The 22,821-nt window shown below is 59.5% G+C and carries 24 protein-coding genes and 1 pseudogene; 5 read left to right on the top strand and 20 right to left on the bottom strand.

What is annotated here, in order from left to right; translation table 11 throughout:
* Window positions 1-31: 31 nt before the first annotated feature.
* The 13 genes from emrB to ACOI7D_RS22615 all read right to left on the bottom strand — a co-directional run bounded on the left by emrB (window position 32) and on the right by ACOI7D_RS22615 (window position 12,806).
* Window positions 32-1,570 (bottom strand): multidrug efflux MFS transporter permease subunit EmrB, encoded by a 1,539-nt coding sequence (gene emrB / locus ACOI7D_RS22675; protein WP_002914342.1) that lies wholly within the window; start codon window positions 1,568-1,570, stop codon window positions 32-34.
* A 15-nt stretch (window positions 1,571-1,585) separates the two neighbouring features.
* Window positions 1,586-2,758: a multidrug efflux MFS transporter periplasmic adaptor subunit EmrA gene (emrA, locus tag ACOI7D_RS22670; RefSeq protein WP_004205697.1), complete on the bottom strand. Its 1,173-nt coding sequence runs from the start codon at window positions 2,756-2,758 to the stop codon at window positions 1,586-1,588.
* A gap of 125 nt (window positions 2,759-2,883) precedes the next feature.
* Entirely contained in the window at window positions 2,884-3,414 is a 531-nt protein-coding gene (gene mprA, locus ACOI7D_RS22665; RefSeq protein ID WP_002914337.1) for a transcriptional repressor MprA, read from the bottom strand.
* Window positions 3,415-3,504: 90 nt separating this feature from the next.
* The gene (ygaH, locus tag ACOI7D_RS22660) at window positions 3,505-3,840 is read right to left on the bottom strand and encodes an L-valine transporter subunit YgaH (protein ID WP_004205699.1); all 336 of its coding nucleotides are present in this window, start codon (window positions 3,838-3,840) and stop codon (window positions 3,505-3,507) included.
* The gene (locus ACOI7D_RS22655) at window positions 3,830-4,576 is read right to left on the bottom strand and encodes an AzlC family ABC transporter permease (protein WP_023290756.1); all 747 of its coding nucleotides are present in this window, start codon (window positions 4,574-4,576) and stop codon (window positions 3,830-3,832) included. Before ACOI7D_RS22655 ends, ygaH begins: the two co-directional genes overlap by 11 nt.
* Window positions 4,577-4,756: 180 nt before the next feature.
* The gene (gene proX / locus ACOI7D_RS22650; RefSeq protein ID WP_023290755.1) at window positions 4,757-5,755 is read right to left on the bottom strand and encodes a glycine betaine/L-proline ABC transporter substrate-binding protein ProX; all 999 of its coding nucleotides are present in this window, start codon (window positions 5,753-5,755) and stop codon (window positions 4,757-4,759) included.
* A 77-nt stretch (window positions 5,756-5,832) separates the two neighbouring features.
* Window positions 5,833-6,900, bottom strand: a complete 1,068-nt coding sequence (gene proW / locus ACOI7D_RS22645) for a glycine betaine/L-proline ABC transporter permease ProW (RefSeq protein WP_044524462.1) — start codon at window positions 6,898-6,900, stop codon at window positions 5,833-5,835.
* Entirely contained in the window at window positions 6,893-8,095 is a 1,203-nt protein-coding gene (gene proV / locus ACOI7D_RS22640) for a glycine betaine/L-proline ABC transporter ATP-binding protein ProV (protein ID WP_002914328.1), read from the bottom strand. Before proV ends, proW begins: the two co-directional genes overlap by 8 nt.
* Window positions 8,096-8,451: 356 nt before the next feature.
* A complete protein-coding gene (nrdF, locus tag ACOI7D_RS22635; RefSeq protein ID WP_032453806.1) occupies window positions 8,452-9,414 on the bottom strand; it encodes a class 1b ribonucleoside-diphosphate reductase subunit beta in 963 nt (320 codons plus the stop codon).
* 10 nt (window positions 9,415-9,424) lie between these two features.
* Window positions 9,425-11,566: a class 1b ribonucleoside-diphosphate reductase subunit alpha gene (nrdE, locus tag ACOI7D_RS22630; RefSeq protein ID WP_109547019.1), complete on the bottom strand. Its 2,142-nt coding sequence runs from the start codon at window positions 11,564-11,566 to the stop codon at window positions 9,425-9,427.
* Window positions 11,539-11,949: a class Ib ribonucleoside-diphosphate reductase assembly flavoprotein NrdI gene (nrdI, locus tag ACOI7D_RS22625; protein ID WP_023290751.1), complete on the bottom strand. Its 411-nt coding sequence runs from the start codon at window positions 11,947-11,949 to the stop codon at window positions 11,539-11,541. Before nrdI ends, nrdE begins: the two co-directional genes overlap by 28 nt.
* Entirely contained in the window at window positions 11,946-12,191 is a 246-nt protein-coding gene (gene nrdH / locus ACOI7D_RS22620; RefSeq protein WP_048298086.1) for a glutaredoxin-like protein NrdH, read from the bottom strand. Before nrdH ends, nrdI begins: the two co-directional genes overlap by 4 nt.
* A 183-nt stretch (window positions 12,192-12,374) precedes the next feature.
* A complete protein-coding gene (locus ACOI7D_RS22615) occupies window positions 12,375-12,806 on the bottom strand; it encodes a carboxymuconolactone decarboxylase family protein (protein ID WP_023290749.1) in 432 nt (143 codons plus the stop codon).
* An 88-nt stretch (window positions 12,807-12,894) separates the two neighbouring features.
* Here ACOI7D_RS22615 and ACOI7D_RS22610 point away from each other — a divergent pair, with 88 nt between their 5' ends.
* Window positions 12,895-14,265: a PLP-dependent aminotransferase family protein gene (locus ACOI7D_RS22610; protein WP_109547020.1), complete on the top strand. Its 1,371-nt coding sequence runs from the start codon at window positions 12,895-12,897 to the stop codon at window positions 14,263-14,265.
* Between the two features lie 119 nt (window positions 14,266-14,384).
* Here ACOI7D_RS22610 and ACOI7D_RS22605 read toward each other — a convergent pair whose 3' ends face one another.
* Window positions 14,385-14,732: a DUF883 domain-containing protein gene (locus tag ACOI7D_RS22605; protein WP_002914293.1), complete on the bottom strand. Its 348-nt coding sequence runs from the start codon at window positions 14,730-14,732 to the stop codon at window positions 14,385-14,387.
* Between the two features lie 149 nt (window positions 14,733-14,881).
* Between ACOI7D_RS22605 and ACOI7D_RS22600 the strand changes: the two genes are divergently transcribed.
* Window positions 14,882-15,244, top strand: a complete 363-nt coding sequence (locus ACOI7D_RS22600; RefSeq protein ID WP_002914291.1) for a DUF2002 family protein — start codon at window positions 14,882-14,884, stop codon at window positions 15,242-15,244.
* Window positions 15,245-15,322: 78 nt separating this feature from the next.
* On the opposite strand, the gene alaE is transcribed toward ACOI7D_RS22600, so the two are convergent.
* Window positions 15,323-15,772, bottom strand: a complete 450-nt coding sequence (alaE, locus tag ACOI7D_RS22595) for an L-alanine exporter AlaE (protein ID WP_004205719.1) — start codon at window positions 15,770-15,772, stop codon at window positions 15,323-15,325.
* Window positions 15,773-16,500: 728 nt separating this feature from the next.
* Between alaE and stpA the strand changes: the two genes are divergently transcribed.
* Window positions 16,501-16,902, top strand: a complete 402-nt coding sequence (stpA, locus tag ACOI7D_RS22590; RefSeq protein ID WP_023290746.1) for a DNA-binding protein StpA — start codon at window positions 16,501-16,503, stop codon at window positions 16,900-16,902.
* A 75-nt stretch (window positions 16,903-16,977) separates the two neighbouring features.
* On the opposite strand, the gene ACOI7D_RS22585 is transcribed toward stpA, so the two are convergent.
* Window positions 16,978-17,157 carry a hypothetical protein gene (locus ACOI7D_RS22585; RefSeq protein WP_109547022.1) on the bottom strand — a complete coding sequence of 60 codons (180 nt, stop codon included), beginning with the start codon at window positions 17,155-17,157 and terminating at the stop codon, window positions 16,978-16,980.
* 204 nt (window positions 17,158-17,361) lie between these two features.
* Between ACOI7D_RS22585 and lpxO the strand changes: the two genes are divergently transcribed.
* Complete coding sequence (lpxO, locus tag ACOI7D_RS22580) at window positions 17,362-18,264, top strand: lipid A hydroxylase LpxO (RefSeq protein ID WP_032453800.1); 903 nt, start codon at window positions 17,362-17,364, stop codon at window positions 18,262-18,264.
* Here lpxO and ACOI7D_RS22575 read toward each other — a convergent pair.
* From ACOI7D_RS22575 to ACOI7D_RS22565, 3 genes and pseudogenes are all read right to left on the bottom strand, one after another.
* Window positions 18,245-18,791, bottom strand: a pseudogene (locus tag ACOI7D_RS22575) (rhodanese family protein). The gene lpxO and the pseudogene ACOI7D_RS22575 sit on opposite strands and share 20 nt — an antisense overlap.
* A gap of 7 nt (window positions 18,792-18,798) precedes the next feature.
* Window positions 18,799-19,098: an ArsR/SmtB family transcription factor gene (locus tag ACOI7D_RS22570; RefSeq protein ID WP_002914277.1), complete on the bottom strand. Its 300-nt coding sequence runs from the start codon at window positions 19,096-19,098 to the stop codon at window positions 18,799-18,801.
* A 76-nt stretch (window positions 19,099-19,174) separates the two neighbouring features.
* Window positions 19,175-19,780, bottom strand: coding sequence for an FMN-dependent NADH-azoreductase (locus tag ACOI7D_RS22565; protein ID WP_109547023.1), 606 nt, complete (start codon window positions 19,778-19,780; stop codon window positions 19,175-19,177).
* Window positions 19,781-19,883: 103 nt separating this feature from the next.
* On the opposite strand from ACOI7D_RS22565, the gene ACOI7D_RS22560 reads away from it, so the two are divergent.
* Window positions 19,884-20,780 (top strand): LysR family transcriptional regulator, encoded by an 897-nt coding sequence (locus ACOI7D_RS22560; RefSeq protein WP_109547024.1) that lies wholly within the window; start codon window positions 19,884-19,886, stop codon window positions 20,778-20,780.
* 32 nt (window positions 20,781-20,812) lie between these two features.
* Here the strand turns inward: ACOI7D_RS22560 and ACOI7D_RS22555 are convergent, their stop codons facing one another.
* A complete protein-coding gene (locus ACOI7D_RS22555; RefSeq protein ID WP_023290740.1) occupies window positions 20,813-22,600 on the bottom strand; it encodes a sigma-54-dependent Fis family transcriptional regulator in 1,788 nt (595 codons plus the stop codon).
* Between the last annotated feature and the right edge of the window lie 221 nt (window positions 22,601-22,821).

Raw genomic sequence — 22,821 nt, 5'->3', positions numbered from 1 at the left:
AAAGGGACCCGCAGGTCCCTTAATGTGAGGCTTAGTGCGCGCCGCCGCCGCCGCCGCCGGCGCTGAACGGGGGTCTGGCGAACCACACCAGTCCCAACAGCAGGATGAAAATGGCCGCTGAGATCCAGAAGATTTCGTTGGCGGAGATAATCAGTCCCTGGTTGGTTATCTGCTGCGCTATCCAGCCGGATGCCTGCTGCTGCGTCATTCCCATCCCCTGCAGCTGATCGTAGATCTGCTGCGCGTTGGGGTTGAACGGCGTCACCGATTCGGTGAGCTGCGCATGGTGCAGCGCCTCGCGGTTGGTCCACAGGGTGGTGGTGATCGAGGTCCCGATGGAGCCGGCAAGGGTACGGGTGAAGTTCGACAAGCTCGACGCCGCCGCCAGCCGTTCCGGCGGCAGGCCGGAGAGGGTGATGGTGGTCAACGGCATGAAGAAGCAGGCTACCGCGAAGCCCTGGATAAACTGCGGCCACGCCGAGGCGCCAAAGTCCATCCCCGGTTCGAAGGTCCAGGCGCGCCAGTAGAAGCAGACGGCGTACATGATAAAGCTGAAGGTGACCAGCCGTCGCATATCGAGCTTATGCGCAAAGCGGCCGATAATCGGCGACAGAATGACCGGGATCACCCCCACCGGCGCTGACGCCAGGCCGGCCCAGGTCGCGGTGTAGCCGTAGACCTCCTGCAACAGCTGCGGCAGCAGCACGATGGCCCCGAAGTAGAGCATGTAGGCCAGGCTGATACAGAGGCAGCCGATGGTGAAGTTGCGCGACTTAAACAGCGACAGATCGACAATCGGGTTATCGTCGGTCAGCTCCCAGACGATCAGGAAGCTTATCGCCACCACCGCCACGATGGTCAGAATGATAATTTCATTGGAGGAGAACCAGTCCAGCTCTTTACCCCGGTCCAGCATCACCTGCAGGCTACCGATACCGATGATCAGCAGCGCCAGGCCGACGCCGTCGATACGCCGCTGTTCGGTTTTGGTTTCCCGGTTGCGCAGGGTCTGCAGGGTCATCAGCACCACCGCCACGCCAATGGGCACGTTGATAAAGAAGATCCATCCCCAGTGGTAGTTATCGCTGATATAGCCGCCGAGGATCGGGCCGCAGATGGGGGCGACGATCACCGTCATCGACCACAGCGCCAGGGCGATAGAGCGTTTCGCCGGCGGATAGTTGCTGAGCAACAGACTTTGCGACAACGGGATCAGCGGCCCGGCAACAATCCCCTGAATGACGCGGAAGAAGATCAGCATCGTCAGGCTGTTGGAGACGCCGCAGGCCCAGGAGGCGATGGCGAAAGCGGTGGTGGACCACAGGAACAGCTTCACCTCGCCCACGCGCTTGGCCAGCCACCCGGTGATCGGAATGGAGATGGCGTTAGCGACCCCGAACGAGGTGATGACCCAGGTCCCCTGGCTCAGCGATGAGCCAAGGTTACCGGCGATGGTCGGGATCGCCACGTTGGCGATAGTGGAATCCAGCACCTGCATGAACGTCGCGAGCGACAGCGCAATGGTCATGATGACCAGCTGCGCGCCTTCCAGCGGTTTTTGCTGTTGCATTACACTCACCCCGAATTATCCGGCGTTGGCCTGAATGATCTCGTCTATCAGTTTATTGACCGGATCGAGAGCGATTTCACGGGCATTGCTCTCGTAGACCGGGGAGCTCCGCACCTGGCTTGCCAGCATTTCGCCATCGCGATCGGTGGTGTTTACTTCCACCAGCGTCGAGAGGCCGATGCGCAGCGGGTGTTCCGCCAGCTGTTTTTCATCCAGCTCGATGCGGACCGGCAAGCGCTGTACCACTTTGATCCAGTTGCCGGTGGCGTTCTGCGCCGGCAGCAGGGAGAAGGCGCTTCCGGTTCCCATATCCAGACCAACCACCTTGCCGGTGTATTTCACGTCATCGCCATAGATGTCGCTGATTACGGTGGCCGGCTGGCCGATGCGCATATGCGCCAGCTGGGTCTCTTTAAAGTTAGCGTCGATCCACAGGTTGGTCGCCGGAACCACCGCCATCAGCGGCGTGGTGGTGCCGATCTGCGCCCCAGGCTGTACCGAGCGGCGGGAAACGTAGCCGCTAATCGGGCTGACGATCTGCGTACGCTGCAGGGCCAGCCAGGCGTTACGCACTTCGGTCGCCGCCTGCAGCACCGCCGGCTGCTGTTCCAGTTTGGTACCCAGCACGATCGCCTGGTTGGCGTTGTACTGCTGGATCGCCACGTCAAGCTCGGCCTGCGCGCTGGCGACGGTGTCGCGGGCGTGCTGCAGCTCTTCGCGGCCGATGAGGTTCGCGGCGCCCAGCGGGATGCGGCGGTTCAGGTCAGCCTGCGCCTGGGCGAGGGCGGTCTTTTTGACGTCAATATTCGCCTGCAGCTGCTTGCTGTTGATCATCTGCTGACGGGTTTGACGCACGCTGGCGGCCAGCTGCGTTTTGGCTTTCTCAAACGCCTGTTGGGCATCGGTCTGATCGAGAGTGACCAGCGGATCGCCTTTCTGCACATAGTCCGTGTTGTCTGCCCAGACTTTGGTCACGCTGCCCGAGACCTGGGCCATAATTTGTACCTGGTTCCCTGCCACGTAGGCATCGTCGGTCTCTTCGTAGTGACGCAGTACCAGAAACCAGTAAATCCCATATGCCACGGCAATAATAATGAAGAGCAATGTCAGCAACAGAAGGGCGCCTTTACGCTTCCCTTTTTTGCTGCCTGGTTGCTGCGGGGTTTGGCTCTCCGCATTTGCGCTCATGTTATTCTCCACGATCTTATTATTTCACATCGGCTGAGCCGACCTGTTTATCAGAAAGGCCAGCAGAGATCTGCTGGCCTGGCTGTTTTCCTTGCAACGTAAAAATGGGCTGGGCGACGCCGCCCTTAGCGTAGAGAGTCCGCCAGCACGCCTTCTTCTTCCATCTGGTCAAGGCGGCTCAGGAGTTTGCGGGTAATGTGTTCGAGCTGATCTTTTTCGCTGGTGCTGAGTGAAGACCACAGCTGGTGCAGGCAGTTATGCTGCGGCGGCAGGACTTCACGCAAAAACTGATGGCCCTTTTCGGTCAGCTGCAGATGCAGACAGCGACGATCGTTATCGCTCTCGCGACGTTCAATCCAGCCGCGTTTTTCCAGTTCATCAGCGATACGGGTGGCGTTGGTACGCGACGAGCCCAGCGCACAGCTCAGCTCGGACGGCTGAATGCTGTGGTTTTCCTGCGACTCCAGCGTAATCAGCGCCATAAATAATGTCTCGTTAATTCCCTGCGCTTTGAGCATTTTATTGCGATTTTCCAGCAGCTTACCTTGCATATGCATGCAAAGACGAGTTAACAGAATCTCCTGGAACGGGAAATCTTCATGGCGGCTGGCGCGGAACTTGAGCATTTGCTCAATGGGAGTAAACGAACTATCCATTTGGGTATGACCTCATTAATTACAGCCGATATAATAACTATTGTGACAAATAAATCAAATGAATTATTGACCAAAATTGATACGCAAAGCTTAGAGCCCGCTGGCGATTTTCCAGGCCAGACCGTAGGCCAACGCCGACAGCAGGGTCGGGATAATAATGCTGCGGGTTTTCCAGAAGGCGCCCCCCAGCACCAGGAAGCCGATCAGCGTCGGCGCCAGGCGATGGGCATCGGCGAGGATCTCCGGCACGCTGGAGACCACCAGCAGCGCGCAAATCGAGGCGATGCCGATGGTATCCAGCAGCACGCTGACCGGGCCACGACGGGCAGGCCGGGCATGACCCGCGCGCAGACGCAGGGGAAGATAACGAAACAGATAGTTCACGCCGCCGACAATCACTCCGAGCAGAAGGACCTCACTGTTCATCCGGCATCCCCTTCAGCATGGCCTGGACCAGCGCCGTCAGACACCCGCAGACAATTCCGGCGAGGATCGCCGCCGGAATGGAAAATAACAGAATGCCGCCCAGCGCGCCCGCCAGCGCCGCCGTGACGCACAGCGATTGCTGGCGCTGGAAAGAGGCCAGCAGGAAGCTCATAAACAGCGCCGGCAGCATAAAGCCGAGCGCGGCTTCCACCGCCGGATAATCCACCAGCAGGCCGTTGCCGGACCAGGCGCCGGCCAGCGTGCCGCACACCCACGATGCCCACGAGGTAAACGCGAGACCGAGCATCCAGTTTTCGCTCCAGCGTCGGTTGTCGCGTACCAGCCTGGCGGTGGCGGCGGCGAAAACCTCATCGGTCAGGCCGAAGGCCCAGAGGGCGGTCTTCTTTTTGTCCAGCGCGGTATGAATGCGGCTGCGCAGCGAGGGGCCATACAGCACGTGGCGGACGTCCATCGCCATCACCGTCAGGGCGGCGACCCACAGCGAACTGCCGGCGGCTAGCATGGCGGTGATCACAAACTGGCTGGCGCCGGCGTAAATAATGCAGGAGAAAAACAGGCTTTCCAGTGGGGTGAACCCCAGCCGGGTGGCGTTCAGTCCGAAGGCGAATGCCACCGGAAGGTAGCTGATAACGATGGGGAGACTGTCTTTAATGCCTTCGCCGACGGTAGCGACACGTTCAGATAAGGCACAGGTTAAGGGCGCGGGGTTTTCCATATGAATAACTTATCGCTGGATCCATGTGAAGGTGGCAAATTGACCGATGTCCCCACCTTAACAGAGCGCGACGCGCCTTAACACTATGAAAATGCCCGCAATCCGCTTTTCCATGACCCTGACGGGATGAAAGGCGGGGAAGGGGCCCGGATAAGGCGCCAGGCCTTATCCGGGGGCGGGTTACTGCTGCGCGGCGAGCGCGGCTTTCACCCAGCTGTCGAACAGCGGCTGGTGGGCTTTGATCCAGCCATCAACATGACCGTTAATGTCGGCTTCGGAAGCATGGCCTTCGTGCATCATCGCATTCTCGGCGTTGATGTCGGCGATCGGCAGCTTCATGACGCTAAACAGAGTGGCGGCGGCCGGATTTTTCTCCGCCCAGGCTTTGTTGGCGACAATGTGCATGGTGTTGACCGGGAAGCCATAGTTGGCGCCGTTGGCCAGTTTGGTATCGATGTTTTTCTGCTCGCCCGGCAGGGAGGAGAACGGCACCTGCAGCCAGACGACGTCTTTGCCAGGCTTCAGCACGTCGCTAACCCAGTACGGCGTCCAGGTGTAGTAGAGCACCGGTTTACCCTCTTTATAGCGGGCGATGGTGTCGGCCATCATCGCCGCGTAGTTGCCCTGGTTATGGGTGACGGTTTTGCTCAGGCCATAGGCGTCAATCTGGTGGTTAATCACCGCTTCGCAGCCCCAGCCCGGGGTACAGCCGGTGAGGTCCGCTTTACCGTCGTTGTTAGTATCAAACAGTTTGGCGATCTGCGGATCTTTGAGCTGATCGATAGAGGTGATGTGGTACTGCTCGGCGGTTTTTTTATCGATCAGATAGCCCTGGGCGGCGCCTGAGACGTACACCCCCTTGCGGTAAAATTTGTTATCACCGCCCGCCGCGGCGTACATGTCATCGTGCAGCGGCTGCCAGTTGGTGGCGATAAAGGTAGTATCCCCGGCGGCAATCGAGGTATAGGCAACGTTATAGTCCACTTCGCTCGGTTTTTCGACGGTGTAGCCAAGCTTCTCCAGCGCGCGGCTGACCAGCAGGGTCTGGAAGCTCTCTTCGGAGATAGTGCTCTGCGCCGGCTTGACGGTAATTCCTTTCCCCGGCAGGTCGGCGGCGAAGGCGCTGGTGGCGATCAGGGTGGCAAAGGCGGCGGTGGCCATCATCGTGCTATGTCGCATGGTGGTTCCTCTTATTGTTTAACGGGAAGGCGGCTCCCCGGCATCGGCTGGTGCCGGGGTGCGGCGCTGTTATCGACTTATCGACAGAAAGGGCGAGTGAGAAGCCCCAGCGGGCCGGTGGTGTACCAGCGGCGGTTGCCGCGACTGCGGGCGTCGCGGCCGACGGCCTGGGTGAGGCGGTCAAGAATAATCGCCAGGATCACGATCCCCACGCCGCCGACGGTGGCCAGGCCCATATCCAGGCGGCCAATGCCGCGCAGCACCATCTGGCCAAGACCGCCGACGGCGATCATTGAGGCGATCACCACCATCGACAGGGCCAGCATTAGCGTCTGGTTAACCCCGGCCATAATGGTGGGCATCGCCAGCGGCAGCTGAACTTTAAACAGCAGCTGGCGCGGGCTGGCGCCAAACGAGCGCGACGCTTCGATCAGATCCGCAGGCACCTGGTTTATCCCGAGGATGGTCAGACGGACGATCGGCGGCAGGGCGAAGATAATCGTCACCACCACGCCGGGCACGTTGCCGATGCCGAACAGCATCACGATCGGCACCAGGTAGACGAAGGCCGGCGTGGTCTGCATGGCATCCAGCAGCGGGCGGATAATTTTCGCCGCTCGCGGACTGCGCGCCAGCCAGATCCCCAGCGGCAGGCCGATGATCATGCAGAACAGCAGGGCGGTGAGGACCAGCGCCAGGGTGACCATCGCCTGCGACCACGCGCCGATGGCGCCTATGGCAATCAGCGAGACCAGGGTGGCGACCCCCATGCCGAGGCTGGAGATCTGCCAGGCGATCAGCGCGAAGACGATAATCGCCACCGGCGCCGGCATCCCCAACAGCAGCTGCTGGAAGGCGCTGAGGATGTAGTCGATCGGCACGCGGATCCCCTGGAACAGCGGGCGGAAGTGCAGCACGATCCAGTCGATGGCGTGGGTCACCCAGCTGTCGAGCGGGATCAGGGTCTTATGGAACGGATCCATGATACTGAACTGTTCCGGCTGCGGCGCCGGGGCGCTGTGCAGCCAGTCGGCGCCGCCGCCATTAGTCGGCGCGGCAGTTGAGGCGCCACCCCAGGCGTCTGCAGCCTGAGCGGCGCTGTCGGTTGCCGGGGCGCTGTCCCACGGATTGGTTTGATCAGCCATGATTCACCCCCTCGCGATCTAAAGCCTGGAGCAACATTCGTTTGGAAATGATGCCAATATATTGTTGTTCTTCATCCACCACCGGGACGGCGCACGGGGCGTGGCCGACGTGGGAGAGCAGATCGCTGAGCGGCGTTTGCGCCTCCACCGCCAGCGGGGCGTCAATCAGCGCCGCCTCGATCCCCTGGCCGGCGCTGAGCGCGGTTTTCAGAGAATCGATCGAGACAATCCCGACAAAGCGATTACCGCGCTCAATGACATAACCATATTCCCGGTCTTCATCCTGTAATAATTTCAGCGCAGAGCGGGGGCCAAAACCTGGCGTTTTACGAATCAGGCCGACCGGGCTACGACGGGCAATATCTTTCGCGCTGAAGACCTGGCTAATATCGACGCCGCGGAAGAAGGTGCGGACATAATCATTGGCCGGATTATTCAATATTTCATCCGGAGTGCCGACCTGAACCACTTCGCCATTTTGCATAATGGCGATACGATCGCCAATTCGCATGGCTTCATCAAGGTCATGGGAAATAAAGACAATGGTACGCTGATGCTTAGCCTGTAATTTGATTAGCTCATCCTGCATTTCTGTGCGAATGAGCGGATCGAGCGCGGAGAAGGCTTCATCCATTAACAGAATATCGGGATTAATCGCCAGGGCGCGGGCTAAACCGACGCGCTGACGCATCCCGCCGGAGAGTTCATCCGGCCAGGCGTGGGCATAATTCTCCAGCCCCACCTGACGCAGCGCTTCCCGCGCTTTTTGCTCTCGCTCAGCGGCCGGGACGCCGGCAAGCGCCATGCCAAACGCCGTATTGTCGAGCACGCTCATGTGCGGCATCAGCGCAAAGGACTGAAAAACCATCGCAATTTTTTTACGACGCACCTCGCGCAGCTCGGCGTCCGACATTTTGGCGATATCGACCCCGTCAATCAGCACCTGGCCGCGGGTGGGTTCAATCAGGCGATTGAGAAGGCGAACCATGGTGGATTTCCCCGAGCCGGAGAGCCCCATGATGACGAATATCTCGCCTTCTTCAATGGCCAGACTGGCGTCTTTGACGCCAAGCGACAGCCCCGTTTTTTCCAGTATTTGCGCTTTGTTGAGTCCTTTCTCAATATATTTGAAAGCACGGTGAGGGTGCTCGCCAAATATCTTATAAAGATTTTTAATTTCTAATTTAATTGCCATGCAATAGAGAAGTTCCTGTTATTTGTTTATTGCGATATGGTACCCAATGGTGATAATGATCTTTTTACACCCTAACATACTCAGATTCTGTGACAACCCTCAATGGCGAACTCTCGGCAAAATGGAGTGAGGGACATGGCGGCACAGCCCCCGTGATATAAGGGCTGAGCGGTAATTTGTTGTGGGTAATATTTTTTGATTATCTTTGGATAATTCGACTGAAATGGGCCGGTTTTCTGCTAAATATGACGAAGTGATGACGGTTAGACCATGGAGAGAATATTTGGTGGATTCATCGCGATTCTGTGAAATTGATCACCAGGAATATGCGGGCGATATTCCTGGTGAAAGTACGGTTAAAAGTCCCAGTCGTCGTCGGCGGTCTCTTCCATTTTTCCTATCACGTAGGAGGAGCCGGAGCCGGAGAAAAAGTCGTGGTTTTCATCGGCGTTGGGTGACAGCGCCGCGAGGATCGCCGGGTTAACCGCCGCCATCTCCGCCGGGAACAGCGCCTCGTAGCCGAGGTTCATCAGCGCTTTGTTGGCGTTGTAGCACAGGAAGGCGCTGACGTCGTCGAACCAGCCGCTCTCGCCGTACAGCTCCCGGCTGTAGGCCAGCTCGTTGTCGTACAGATCCATCAGCAGATCGAGGGCGAAGTTTTTCAATTCTTCGCGCTTACCGGGGCTGACGATCTCCAGTCCTTTCTGATACTTGTAGCCGATGTAATAGCCATGCACCGCTTCATCGCGAATGATCAGGCGGATCAGATCCGCGGTATTGGTCAGTTTTCCCCGACTGGAGAAGTGCATCGGCAGCCAGAAGCCGGAATAGAAGAGAAAGGATTCGAGAAACACGCTGGCGATTTTTTTCTTCAGCGGCTCGTCGGCCTGATAGTAGCCCAGCATCAGCTGCGCTTTGCGCTGCAGAGGTTCGCAGCTTTCGCTCCAGGCGAAGGCGGCATCCACCTCTTTGCTGTGGCACAGCGTGGAAAAGATGGAGCTGTAAGAGCGGGCATGAACCGCTTCCATAAAGCTGATGTTCGACAGCACCGCCTCCTCATGCGGGGTCAGAGCGTCCGCCATCAGCGCCGGCGCGCCGATGGTGTTCTGAATGGTGTCGAGCAGGGTCAGCCCGGTAAAAACGCGAATGGTCAACTGTTGCTCCGCCGCGCTGAGGGTTTGCCAGGCGGGAATGTCGTTCGACAGCGGCACTTTCTCCGGCAGCCAGAAGTTGCTGGTGAGACGATTCCACACCTCCAGATCTTTATCGTCATCGATGCGGTTCCAGTTGATCGCGCTGACGCGCGTTAAATGGGTCATCCTGTTCTCCTTACAGCGCGCAGGACACGCAGCCTTCAATTTCAGTGCCTTCCAGCGCCAGCTGGCGCAGTCGGATGTAGTACAGCGTCTTAATGCCTTTCTTCCAGGCGTAGATTTGCGCCTTGTTGATATCGCGGGTGGTGGCGGTATCCGGGAAGAACAGGGTCAGCGACAGCCCCTGATCGACGTGGCGCGTCGCCTCGGCGTAGGTGTCGATGATCTTCCGGGGGCCTATCTCGTACGCATCCTGGTAGAGGGCCAGATTATCGTTATTCATAAACGGCGCGGGGTAGTACACCCGTCCGGTTTTCCCCTCTTTGCGGATCTCAATCTTCGAGACGATCGGGTGAATGCTGGAGGTAGCATGGTTGATGTACGAGATCGAGCCGGTGGGCGGCACCGCCTGCAGATAGCGGTTGTAAATGCCATAGCGCATGACGTCTTCGCGCAGCTGGCGCCAGCTTTCCCGGTCGGGCAGGGAGATGCCGGCGCGGGCGAACAGCGCGCGGACCCGTTCGGTTTTCGGCTGCCACGACTCCTGCAGATATTTGTCGAAGTATTCCCCGCTGGCGTAGCGCGACTGCCCGAAGCCGGCGAAGCGCTGGCCGCGCTCGCGGGCCAACAGCATCGAGGTGTGCAGCGCGTGCCAGGTCACGGTGTAGAAGTAGATATTGGTGAAGTCCAGCCCCTCCGGGCTGCCGTAGGCAATGCCTTCCCGCGCCAGGTAGCCGTGAAGATTCATCTGCCCCAGACCGATGGCGTGGGAGGCGGCGTTGCCGGCCGCCACGGAGGGGACCGACTGAATGTGGCTCATGTCGGACACGGCGGTCAGGGCGCGCACTGCGGTGGCGATAGTGAGGCCGAAATCCGGCGAGTCCATGGTGTGGGCGATGTTCAGCGAGCCGAGGTTGCAGGAGATATCTTCCCCGATATGGGCATAGCTAAGGTCTTCATTATAGGCGGACGGCGTACTGACCTGCAGGATCTCGGAACACAGATTGCTCATGGTGACCCGCCCGGCCACCGGACTGGCGCGGTTCACCGTGTCTTCAAACATGATGTACGGGTAGCCGGATTCAAACTGGATCTCCGCCAGGCGCTGGAACAGGTCGCGGGCGCGGATCCAGCGTTTGCGAACCCGATCGTCGGCTACCAGCTGTGGATAGAGGTCGCCGATAGCGCAGTCGGCGAAGGGTTTGCCGTACAGCCGTTCGACATCATACGGCGAGAACAGCGCCATCTGCGCGTCTTCTTTCGCCAGCTGGAAGGTGATGTCAGGGATCACCACCCCCAGCGACAGGGTTTTGATGCGGATTTTCTCATCGGCATTTTCACGCCGGGTATCAAGGAAGCGCAAAATATCGGGATGGTGAGCGTGCAGCCAGACCGCCCCCGCCCCCTGGCGGGCGCCGAGCTGGTTGGCATAGGAGAAGGCGTCCTCCAGCATCTTCATCACCGGCACCACGCCGGAGGACTGATTTTCGATGCGCTTGATCGGCGCCCCGGCCTCGCGCAGGTTGGAGAGTAAAAAGGCCACGCCGCCGCCGCGCTTCGACAGCTGCAGCGCCGAGTTCACCGCCCGGCCGATGGACTCCATATTATCTTCAATGCGCAGCAGGAAGCAGGAGATCAGCTCCCCGCGCTGCTGTTTGCCGGCGTTAAGGAAGGTGGGCGTGGCCGGCTGGAAGCGGCCGCTGAGTATCTCCTCCGTCAGCTGCCGCGCCTGCTGTTCATCGCCCCGGGCCAGCGTCAGGGCCACCATTACGCTGCGTTCCGCGAAATCCTCGAGGTAGTGCTTGCCGTCAAAGCTCTTCAGCGCGTAGCTGGTATAGAACTTCCAGGCGCCGAGGAAGGTCTGGAAGCGAAACGCGGCGCGCCGGGCATGGGCGAACAGCGCCAGCACAAACCCGCGGTCATAGCCGGCCAGCAGCTGGGGATCGTAATACCCCTCGCGGACGAGCCAGCTGAGTTTATCCTCCTGGCTGGCAAAGGCGAGGGTGTTGGGCTGAACCTGGGTCGCCATAAAAGCCTCAACCGCCTGGCGATCTTTCTCAAACGGGATGCGGCCCTCGCTGTCGTACAAATTCAGCATCGCATTGAGGGCGTGAAAATCCACGGCGGCGGTTATACGTTCTGCGGTTGTCGTTGCCAAAATTCGCTGACTCCTTTACGTACGTTATCGATATCGTCGGGGGTTCCCATCAGCTCGAAGCGGTAGAGATAGGGCACGGCGCATTTCTGCGCGATGACATCCCCGGCGCGCCCCCAGGCGTCGCCAAAGTTGCGATTGCCGGCGGCAATCACCCCGCGGATCAGCCGACGATTATGTACGTCGTTTAAAAAGCGGATCGCCTGACGCGGCACGGCGCCGGCGGTACCGCCGCCGCCATAGCTGGGAACGATGAGAATATAGGGCTCGTCTACCTGCAGAGGTTCACGCTCGTTCAGCGGGATGCGCACCGCCGGCAGCCCCAGGCGCTGCACAAAGCGATGGGTGTTCTCCGAACGGCTGGAGAAGTAGACGATGAGGCTCATGCGCTGGCCGCCGCGACGGAGGGGCGCAGGCGATTGATCATATCCGGGCGGAAGCCGCTCCAGCGCAGGTCGCCGGCGATCACCACCGGCAGCTGGCGAAACCCCTGCTCGCGCAGGGTGTCGGCGGCATCCGGTTGCTGGTCGACGTTGACCATTTCAAAGGCAAGCCCCCGGCTCTCCATGGCTCGTCGGGTGGCATGGCACTGCACGCAGTCATTTCGAGTGTAAATAGTAATGCGCATGATTCGTATTTCCATTTAAGATAACAGCACGGCGCTAAACGTAGCGTCGAACGTTGTGGGCCATTCGATAAGGAAATACTAGATGTAGTTATTTAAAACTTCAACCACTCAATATATAGCGTTTTTAGCAAAGAATTCCCCCGCCGGGGTGGCCAGGCGGAGGAGGGGGAAGGCTGCGCGAAACTACAGACGCATGGCGACGGCGAGGCGGTTAAAGGCGTTCATCAGGCTGATGGCGAAGGTGAGATCGCTTATCTGACGTGGGGTAAAATGTTCGCGCAGCGGCAGGTAAACCTCATCTTCCGCATGGCTGGCGGCGATGTCGGTGACCGACTCGGCCCAGGCAAGCGCCGCGCGTTCGCCAGGGGTAAAATGGTCGCTCACCCGCCAGCCGGCCAGGGCATCCAGCTTGCTCTGCGCCATGCCGCCTTTGCGCAGCGCCTGGCTGTGCTTCTCAAGGCAGAAGGCGCAGCCGTTGATCTGCGACACGCGTAAATAGACCAGCTCCACCAGGGCGCTGCCCAGCTCGCTTTTCTCCAGCGCGAGGCTGGCCTGCACCAGCCCTTTATAGACTTCCGGGCTCAGTTCACTGAATGGCTGACGTAATTGGCTCATGGTGTTCTCCTCTCTAAGACGGCAGCCAAAATAGCACTATAATGGACTGCAAAAGATAGCCATATTGTGATGAAAAAAGCAGACCATAATGGAAGCCAGCCACCCCCCTCTCTATCAACGCATCGCCCGCCAGCTGAAATCCGCCATTGAACGTGGCGAACTGGCTCCGGGCAGCCGTCTGCCCGCCAGCCGGGTGTTTGCCCAGGAGCAGGGCGTCTCCCGGGCGACCATCGAAAACGCCTGGGGCGAACTGGTCGCCCAGGGCTGGCTCGAGCGACGCGGGCAGGCGGGAACCTTTGTCAGCGAGCGGCTCAGTCCGCGCCAGCTGGCGCCAATGCCGCCAGCGCAACCTGCCGCGCCGGCGGAGCCGTTGCCGTTTCAGATGGGGCTCCCGGCGCTGGATCTCTTTCCGCGCGGGCTGTGGGCGCGGGTGATGGGGCGCCGGCTGCGGACGCAGTCGCGGTTCGATCTGGCGCCCGGCGATCCCGGCGGCGACCCGCTTCTGCGTCAGGCGATCGCCGACTATCTGCGCCTGTCGCGCAGTATCGACTGCCAGCCGGAGCAGGTACTGATCGCCGGCAACTATGCCACCGCCATGAACCTGATCCTGCGTACCCTGGCGCAGCCGGGGCAGCATATGTGGATGGAGGATCCGGGATATCCCTTTATCCGCCCGGTGGTCGAGGCCGGGCAGCTGGTGGTGGATGCGATCCCGGTGGACGACGAAGGGATGGATATCGCCTGGGGCCAGCGCCATCACCCGCAGGCGCGGTTTGCCCTGCTCACCCCGGCGCATCAGAGTCCGCTGGGAGTGGCGCTCTCGCTGCCCCGGCGTCGCCAGCTGTTGGCATGGGCCGCGGAGCGTGACGCCTGGATCATTGAGGATGATTACGATAGCGAGTTTCGCTATCGCGGCAAACCGCTGCCGCCGCTGAAAAGCCTTGATGCGCCACAGCGGGTCATCTACGCGGGCACCTTCAGTAAGTCGATGTTTCCGGCGCTGCGCACCGCCTGGCTGGTGGTGCCGACCGCGCTGGCGGCGCGCTTTCACCAGACCGTGGAGCGCCAGCCCTGCACCGTTCCCACCCTGTGGCAGCAGACGCTGGCGGATTTTATCCAGCAGGGCCATTTCTGGCGTCATCTGAAAAAAATGCGCGCCAGCTACAGCCAGCGCAGGGAGTGGCTGGAGTCGGCTCTGCAGGCGCAGGGCTTTCAGGTCACGCCGCAGCAGGGAGGGATTCAGCTGGTCATGCCGGTCAACGGCGACGATCGCCTGCTGGCCCAACGGGCGGTGGCGGCCGGGCTGGCGGTACAGGCGTTGAGCGACTGGCGGATGCGCCATACCGGCGAGGGGGGATTACTGATGAGTTTTACCAATATTCGCTCGCCGGCAATGGCTGGCGCGCTGGCCCGGCGGCTGAGGGAGGCGATCGGCGGCGTCACGCCCGCTGGCGCATAAAAAACCCCTGCGGCCAGAGGCGCGCAGGGGCTGACGCGTATTTGTTATCTTCATTGCTTTCCGTGAAGCTGGCGGGCTTCCGCGCGCTTATCGCGCGGCGGCAGCAAACGCTATAGCTATTATCGACGTAAATTGAGCAATACGCCAATAAATACCCCGACGGCGGCGGCGGCGCCCACGCTGTGCCACGGTTTATTGCGCACGTAGGTGTCGGCGCAGCCCAGCGCATCGCACGCTGCCTGGCGCGCATCCAGCGCCGCCTGCTGCACCCGGTTGTGGCCATTAAGGCGGGCGCGGGTCTCTTTTAACAGCGACTGCGCTTTGACACGCGCCGCTTCCGCTTCCTCTTTCGCGTCACTGCCCCACGATTTCAGCACCTCTTCCAGCGTGTCCGCTAATTGGCTGACATCGTTATGAATATCTTCGGCGTTCTCGTCAAAATTGTTGCGGTTCACATGGTTAGCCATCGTTATCTCCCTTAATTCCATCGAGTGAGTAAGTGTAGGACAAGATTTTGAATTATGCTTACTGCTGTGGTTTCTGGAATATTCCGAAAGCACTGCCCTTAATGAATAAGGTAAGGTCAATGTGCGGTAAAAGATAACGAGGAATCAGTATGTATTTAAGACCCGATGAGGTGGCGCGTGTTCTTGAAAAAGCCGGCTTCACCATGGATGTTGTGACGCAAAAAGCGTACGGCTATCGCCGCGGCGATAATTATGTTTATGTGAACCGCGAAGCGCGCATGGGGCGAACAGCGTTAGTTATTCATCCAGCGTTAAAAGAGCGCAGCAATATGCTGGCTGAACCGGCTTCAGATATCAAAACCTGCGACCATTATGAACAGTTTCCGCTGTATTTAGCCGGGGATGCGCAGCAGCATTATGGTATTCCGCACGGCTTTAGCTCACGCATGGCGCTTGAGCGTTTTCTTAATGGACTGTTTGGCGAAGCCCAGCCGGCCATGTCGACGAATTAATTCGCTGGATAAAGACCCGGGCGAAGCTGGCTGGCGGGAGGAAGCGACTGGCAGAGCCAGTCGCTGTTAACGTGTCGGTCAGGCTTTTGCCTGCTGGTAGGGCGCTACGCGGAACAGGCGGCGGCAATAGTCGAGGAAGTAGCCGTAAGCGGCGCCCATCATCATTGAAACCGCCAGGTTCGAGCTCACCGCAGCGACAATCTGGTGCCAGTCCGCACCCACGCTCCACAGAATGGCGACATAAACCGGCGACTGAAAGGTCACGTAGGCCAGCACGTCGGCCATATTTTTCATCCAGCCGGCCGGAGTAATACGCCGGGCCTGACGCATCGCGAAGTCGCGATAAATCCCGTAAGGGACAGCGATAATAATGTTGACCGGGATCGCCACCAGGCGCGACGATAACGACTGCTCAAACGTCATACCAGAGAGAAAAATTTCGATCATCATGTTGACGACGGTGCAGTAAACCACCATCGCAAAGGTGTCTGCAACCGCATGCCGCAAGCGGGAGTGCGCAGAGAACATCGGAGTGCTCCTCGAAAATGAAGTCAATAACGCCGAAAAATGCGCGTTGGTATAGCGTTTTTGGGCTGCCTGTTTTGATGTGTGTAGAGTATATCTCTGCATTAAAAGTGGCAACTAGCTATAAATTTTTATTTATTGCCTTTTTGTCGATAAAATACTCTGCGAAGGTCGGTTTTTTTCCCGTTACGCTACTTTTATTGCTTGTTTTATTAAATTCTTTTACTTTCAAATAGTTGAGTTGTTTTGCGCCATGATATCTGACCAGGGGGTCGGTATCTGACCGCCCGCTGTGGCGCAAAATCGCGTTAGCCTGTGATGAGGGTCGTGTTTAGATGTTTTTATGCCATTATGCCGGTTTTTGTGGTGGAAAATTCTAAAACGATATGTGGCGTTTTATTCTGAATGGCTGAGTAACTATTCATTTGGCCGCTCGGCGAGGACCTGCGCATTCACCGATGATAAGAGGATAACCCGCTGACCATAAAGGTAATATCGCCTTCTTGATATATTTCCCTATCTCACCATCCGCCGTTTTTATTTATTCAGGGTCTTATTGGCCTGCGCTGGCGAAAAAGAAGCGGGGATTTTCCGATATAAAGTAGGTGGAAAAGGTTTACTCTCTGCATAATATATTTATCTGGATAACCGAAGGCTGGAAATAAATAAACGTTTCTATTACACTTGCCGCGTTGTGTCTTTTAATTTGCTATTTGGAATTTTTTAATTTTATGTCTTCAATGTTACACAAACTGAATAATATCCGTTCACTGCGCGCGCTGTCCCGTGAATTCTCCATTGACGTGCTTGAAGAGATGCTGGAAAAGCTCAGGATCGTCACTGAAGAAATACGTACGCAACAGCAGCTGGCGGCGCAGCAGCAGGCGGAATATCAGGAAAAAGTGAATACCTGGCTTGAGCTGATGCGCGCCGACGGTATTTCTCCTGACGAGCTGGTGGCCGATATTCAGCCGCCGATGGCGGGCGGTAAAAAGCGCAAACCGCGCCCGGCGAAATATCGTTATACCGATCATACCGGCGCCGAGAAAACCTGGACCGGCCAGGGAAGAATGCCGAAGCCGATTGCCCAGGCGGTCGCCGAGGGGAAATCGCTGGACAGCTTTTTAATTTAAAACCGATGCGGCCAGCGCCGCGACGGCGGAAAGACCCACCGCCCGGCCTGGCCTTATGATCTGCAGCGAGGGGCTTCAGCAGACGCCGAAGTCCCCCTCTTCCTGATAGGACGTCACCTCGTCTGACTTCAGCGTATAGTGTTCTCCCTGCTCCTGCGCGGCCTGAACCACCACCAGATCCTCGCCCTGCACTTCGACCACTTTCAGTTTTGGCCCGCCCGCACGCGGTTGTACCAGATCGCCGACAGAAAACATCATTCACTCCTCACTGTTAATACCACGGATGAACCTAAACCATAGCTCAACGCCCGCGCACTGAACACCGGGTGTGCTCTTTTTTGTTAAAACAATTTGGAGGTATATGTATTAATGTTGTTAATGTTTTGCTGGCGCCATACCGCTGCTGACAAGGGGGACGGCGAGGGTAGGGTTACCATCAATCAGGTCAGGAAAGACACCATGAAGTATATCATTCTGTTGATCATTGTTATTGCTGTGCTGTATGTCCATTACCGCGGACGGGTGCGCTATCGTTTCTGGCGACAGCTCTCCGACCATTCCACATTTACCGCGCCGTTGAATGGATTTATGTATTTATTTTCCCGCGTGCCGAATACGCCTTATCTGCGCCCGGAGATGTTTCCCGAGCTGGCGATATTGCAACAAAACTGGCTGGTTATTCGCGAAGAAGGCATCCGCCTCCAGCAGCTGGAGCAGATTAAAGCGGCCGATAAATATAACGATGCCGGATTTAACTCATTTTTTAAAACCGGCTGGAAACGCTTTTATCTGAAATGGTATGAGGATGCCCATCCCTCCGCCAGCCAGCTTTGCCCACAAACTACCGCGCTGCTGCGGGATATTCCGTCGGTGAAAGCGGCCATGTTCGCCACCCTGCCGGACGGCAGCCGTCTGCCGCGCCATCGCGACCCCTACGCCGGTTCCCTGCGCTTTCATCTTGGCCTGGCGACGCCGAACGATGACCGCTGCTTTATCGAGGTGGATGGTCAGCGCTACAGCTGGCGCGACGGGGAAGGTGTGCTGTTTGACGAGACCTATATCCACTATGCGGAAAATACCAGCGGTGAGAATCGGCTGATTCTGTTCTGTGATATTGAACGGCCGATGCGCTACCGCTGGGCGCAGAAGGTCAACCACTGGCTGGGGCGCAATCTGATGAGCGCCGCCTCGGCGCCCAACGACGCCAGCGATCGCACTGGCGGAATTAACCGGGCGTTTCGCTATATCTACCAGATCCGCATTGTCGGCAAGCGGCTGAAAAAATGGAATAAGACGGTCTATTACGTCGTCAAATGGCTGCTTTTCGGCGGCATTGCCTGGCTTATCTGGAGTGCGTTTTAACTCCCCTGGCGCCGGTTCCACGGCATGATCGCCAGCAGGCGCGCCATGCCGCAAAAGCCGGTTATCCCGGCGAAAGTGAGCCCGGCGCCGACCGCGCCGCTGAGCAGGAAAAAGCCGCCGTTCACGGTATAGCCCAGCAGTACCCCCAGTAAGATCAGAGCGCCAGCGGCGATTTGCACCTGGCGCATCAGCGGCAGCGGTTGCGATTTATCTTCCTCAACCGGGAGCCCCGCGGCTTTCCATGCCTGAATCCCCCCCGCCAGCAGGCTGACCTGCGCCGGCGCGGCGGCGGCGGCCAGACGAATGGCGTTGTTCTGCGTCCGGGAGCCGGCCTGGCAGTGGAAGATCACGCGCTCGCCGGCCCGGGCGTTTAGGGTCGCGCCGCCGTTCAGGGTGGCGAGCGGCACCAGCTCGGCATCGGGAATATGTTCGCGCGCGTATTCATCCGCATCGCGGATATCTATCAGTCTGGCGCCCTGGGCAATCTGCACCCGGGCTTCGGCAGGGGTTAAGGTGGCGATGGTCATAGGATCCTCACGGGCAATAGAGCGTTTTCAGCGTGTTGATCACCTGCTGTACCGCAGGATGGGTGATGAAATAGTGGATGCGCTGAGCGTCGCGTTCGCTGTCGATCAGCCCCTCGTCACGCATCCGCGCGAGGTGCTGCGAGGTGGCGGAAGGGCTCAGGCCGGTAGCGCGGGCCAGTTCACCGGCGCTGGCCCGCGGCGCGTCGCATAGCATGCACAGGATCAGCAAGCGGTGAGGATTGCTCATCGCTTTCATCAGCGCGGCGGCTTCGCCGGCGCGGGCCTGCAGGTCTTCGGGTGTGGTCATGTATTTTAGCTTTTTCTAAATTTAGATAACTCTAAAATAAAAAAGCCGCCAGCGCCAGCCCCTTTTTCCCCGCGACTCAGGCCGGAACGGCGAGATCGGCTATCTGCGCCCGGGCGCTGGCGATCCCGGCGTCGCGACCGTGCGGGCGGTTATCCAGCCCTTCGGCATAGATAAATTCCACCTCATGGATCCCCATCAGCCCCAGCACCGCGCGCAGATAGGGGGTGACGGCGTCGGTGGTTTCTCCCTGGTGAACACCGCCGCGGCTGCTGACGACCACCGCCCGGACGCCCTCGACCAGCCCCTGCGGCCAGCTGTCGGTGTAGCGAAAGGTTTCCCGCGCCCGCGCCACGAGGTCGAACCATTTCTTCAGATCGGTCGGGACGTTGAGGTTATACATCGGGGCGCCGATCACCAGCAGGTCGCTGGCTTTTAACTCGGCGATAAACTGGTCGGAGAGCGCTACCGCCGCGCGGATGGCCGGCCGCGGATCCGCCGCCCCGCGCAGGGCGGCAAACAGCGCGCCATCCAGCGTCGGCAGCGCCATAGCGCTGAGATCGTGTTCGCGGATCCGATCGTGGCGGCCCGCCGCCCGGCGCGCCGCGAGAAATTCGTTAATCAGCTGATTGGTCAGGGAAGTTTCGCCATTAATACTGGACTTTAATACCAGAACGTTAGCCATGATGAGTGCCTCAAGTGAAGGATAGAAGCAGAGACTAACACTGTCTTTTTTCTCTCTGGAGTGACATTATTTTCCTCTATTGTATCCCGTAAGGAACCAATCTGTGCGCGACGATCTGAACGCGATCCCAGTGTTTGTCACTGTGGTCGAGAGCGGTAACTTTGCCAGCGCGGCGACGATCCTCCACGTGACGCGTTCGGCGGTGGGAAAAACCATTGCCCGGCTGGAAGCGCGTCTCGGCGTGGCGTTATTCCAGCGCACCACCCGCAGGCAACTGCTGACGGAAGAGGGAGAACAATTTTATCACCAGTGTCGGGAGGCGCTGGGACGCATTCGCGAGGCCGAAGAAGCGCTGCAGCGCGGCAAAGGCGAGGTGCAGGGACGGCTGCGGATTTCGCTGCCGGTACTGTTTGGCCAGCGCTGCGTGGCGCCGCTGCTGTTCCGCCTGAGCCAGCGCTATCCATTGCTGAAGCTCGAACTCCACTACAGCGACCGGCAGGTCAATCTGCTGGAAGAGGGGTTTGATCTCGCGGTGCGTATCGGGAGCCTGGCCGACACCGGGTCGCTACGGGCGCTGGCGCTGGGGGAGCATGGCATGGTGCTGTGCGCGGCGGCGGAGTACCTGCGTCGCCAGCCGGCGCCGGGGACCATCGCCGGGCTGAGCGAGCACCGCACCCTCGGCTATCTGCATAACGGTCAGCTGCAAAAATGGCAACTTTACGACCCGCAGCAGGGCGAAGTGCGCTTCACCCCGGAGGCGTGGCTGGTGCAGGATGATTTTGCCGCCATCGCCGCGGCGGCGCAGCAGGGAATGGGCATCGCCTGGCTGCCGGACTGGCTGGTGGCGCAGGCGCTCGCCGACGGGACGCTGCAGCAGGTTCTGGCGCCCAGCGACCGTGTGCGTTTCGCCATCCACGCGGTGTGGCCGGAAGGGCCGTGGCTGCCGCAAAAAACGCGGGTGACGATCGATGCCCTGCGGGCGGGGCTGGGTCTGGCGTAGCGTCCGCGGCCGGCGCGCTTTAGGCCATCGCCTCAGCGGCGTGGCCGTCCGGCACGGGCGGCGCGGCGGTATAGCGTGCTGCGGGCGATGCCCAGCATCTGCGCCGCCCGGCTGACGTTGCCGTTGACCCTGGCGAGGGTATCGACAATCAACTGCTCGTCATGGGCCTGTAACCCCCCGCGCGGCAGCGGCGCAGGCGCAGCGCGGTATGCGTCCGGCAGCGCATCGGGCGTCAGCGTGTCGCCCTCATCGGCCAGAGCCAGCATCACCTTCAGGACGCTCTGCAACTGGCGCACGTTTCCCGGCCACGGCAGCTGGCTGAGGTGGGTCAGCAGCGCGGTGGACAGCGTCACCCGGCGCGAAGCGCCGCCCAGGTCGCGCCACAGGGTGGCGATAAAGGTTTCCAGCGCCGGCCACTCGCGTAGCGGAGGCAGCGCCAGGGCATACTCCCGCAGGCGCCACAGCAGATCTTCGCGAAATTCGCCGGCGCTGACCCGCTGGGTCAGGTTGCGGTGCGTGGCGCAGATCAGGGCGAAGTTCACCGGCACGCTGCGGCTGGCGCCGAGCGGGGCGACCTCTTTCTCCTGCAGTACTCGCAGAAGGCGGGTCTGCAGCGCCAGCGGCATATCGCCGATCTCATCAAGAAACAGCACCCCGCCCTCGGCCTCGCGGATTTTGCCGATATAGCCGTTTTTGCTGGCGCCGGTAAACGCCCCTGGCTGGTAGCCGAAAAGCTCGGACTCGATCAGCGATTCCGGGATGGCGGCGCAGTTAATGGCGACGAATTTACCGCTGCGCCAGCGGCTGTGCTGGTGCAGCGTGCGGCTGACATACTCTTTGCCGCTGCCGGTTTCCCCCTCAATACAGAGCGCGATGCCGGCGTTAAGCAGCCGGAGCAGCTTTTCGCCTTCCCGCGGGCTGGTGAAGGGGAGCTGCATGGCCGGCGGGGCGCTCACCGCCACCCGGCGGCGGGTGGGCTCGCGCAGGCGATAGTGATAGCGGCCCTGCGGGGTGGTCAGGGGCAGGGGAACGCTGACCGCCGTTTGCGTCAGCGTCGGAAAAAGCGACGCAAAGGTGAGCTGGCCAAACTGCGCCGCGCTCAGGCCGAACTCGCGCATCGCCAGCCGGTTGCCGGCGGTAAGGACGTTGTCGGAAAAGACCAGCAGCAGTTCCTCCACGCTGTCGAGTTTGTCCACCTGCCGGTGGAGGCTCATCAGCCACTGCTCAGGATGCAGGCTCTGCTTCACCCACAGATACTCAATCTGCTTTGCCGCCGCTTTCACCCAGCCAAAGGTGTGCTGGTGGGGAAAATCCGCCGGGCCGGAGATATCCAGCACGCCGGCGATGCTTCCGTCCGGCCGCTGGAGCGGCATCGCCGCGCAGTACAAATTCTGGTTGCGGGTGAGAAAGTGCTGACGCCCATCGATTTCGCAGCCGTCGTCAATCGCCAGCGCGGTGCCGATGGCGTTGGTCCCGCGTCCGCTTTCGCTCCACAGATTGCCCGGCGCCAGCGCGACGCGCTGAGCCTTCTGCATCGCCTGGGTATCGCCGACGGTATGGAGCACCAGGCCGCCGGGGTCGGAGAGGATCACCACCGACTGCAGGTCCGCCACCTGGCGCGACAGGGCTTCCACCACCGGCTGCGCCAGCTGCTGCAGGCTGCGGTGGCTGGCGAGCCGGTCCGCCAGCTCGCCGGCGTCGAGGCGGGGAAAATCCTCGGTGGCGGGATCCAGACCGTAGCGCTGGCAGCGAGACCATGAATCGCTCAGCAGGGGATTGGCGTTAACCTCTGGGGCGAGAAGAAAGGGATTGCCTGGCACAGGGCACCTCTGGGTCGATGTTGCTGTGTTGCAATATTGTAGCTATTTGGTTTATTTGGTGTTGCGATTTGCAACACATAAGTGGAAACCCGTGCGACAGTGGCTGACCATCTGCCCAGCCAGTGAATACAACCTGTTAATAAATAAACCTATTTAGAGAAAATGAAAAACTGGCATAACCCCTGCAAAGTGAGAAGCGTTCGGCGGCAAGTTTAAAAAAT

It is taken from the genome of Klebsiella sp. C360 (genome assembly GCF_048822415.1).
GTDB lineage: Bacteria > Pseudomonadota > Gammaproteobacteria > Enterobacterales > Enterobacteriaceae > Klebsiella > Klebsiella quasipneumoniae.
The sequence above is the reverse complement of the archived record's forward strand: the minus strand, read 5'-3'. Positions and strand labels throughout refer to the sequence as shown.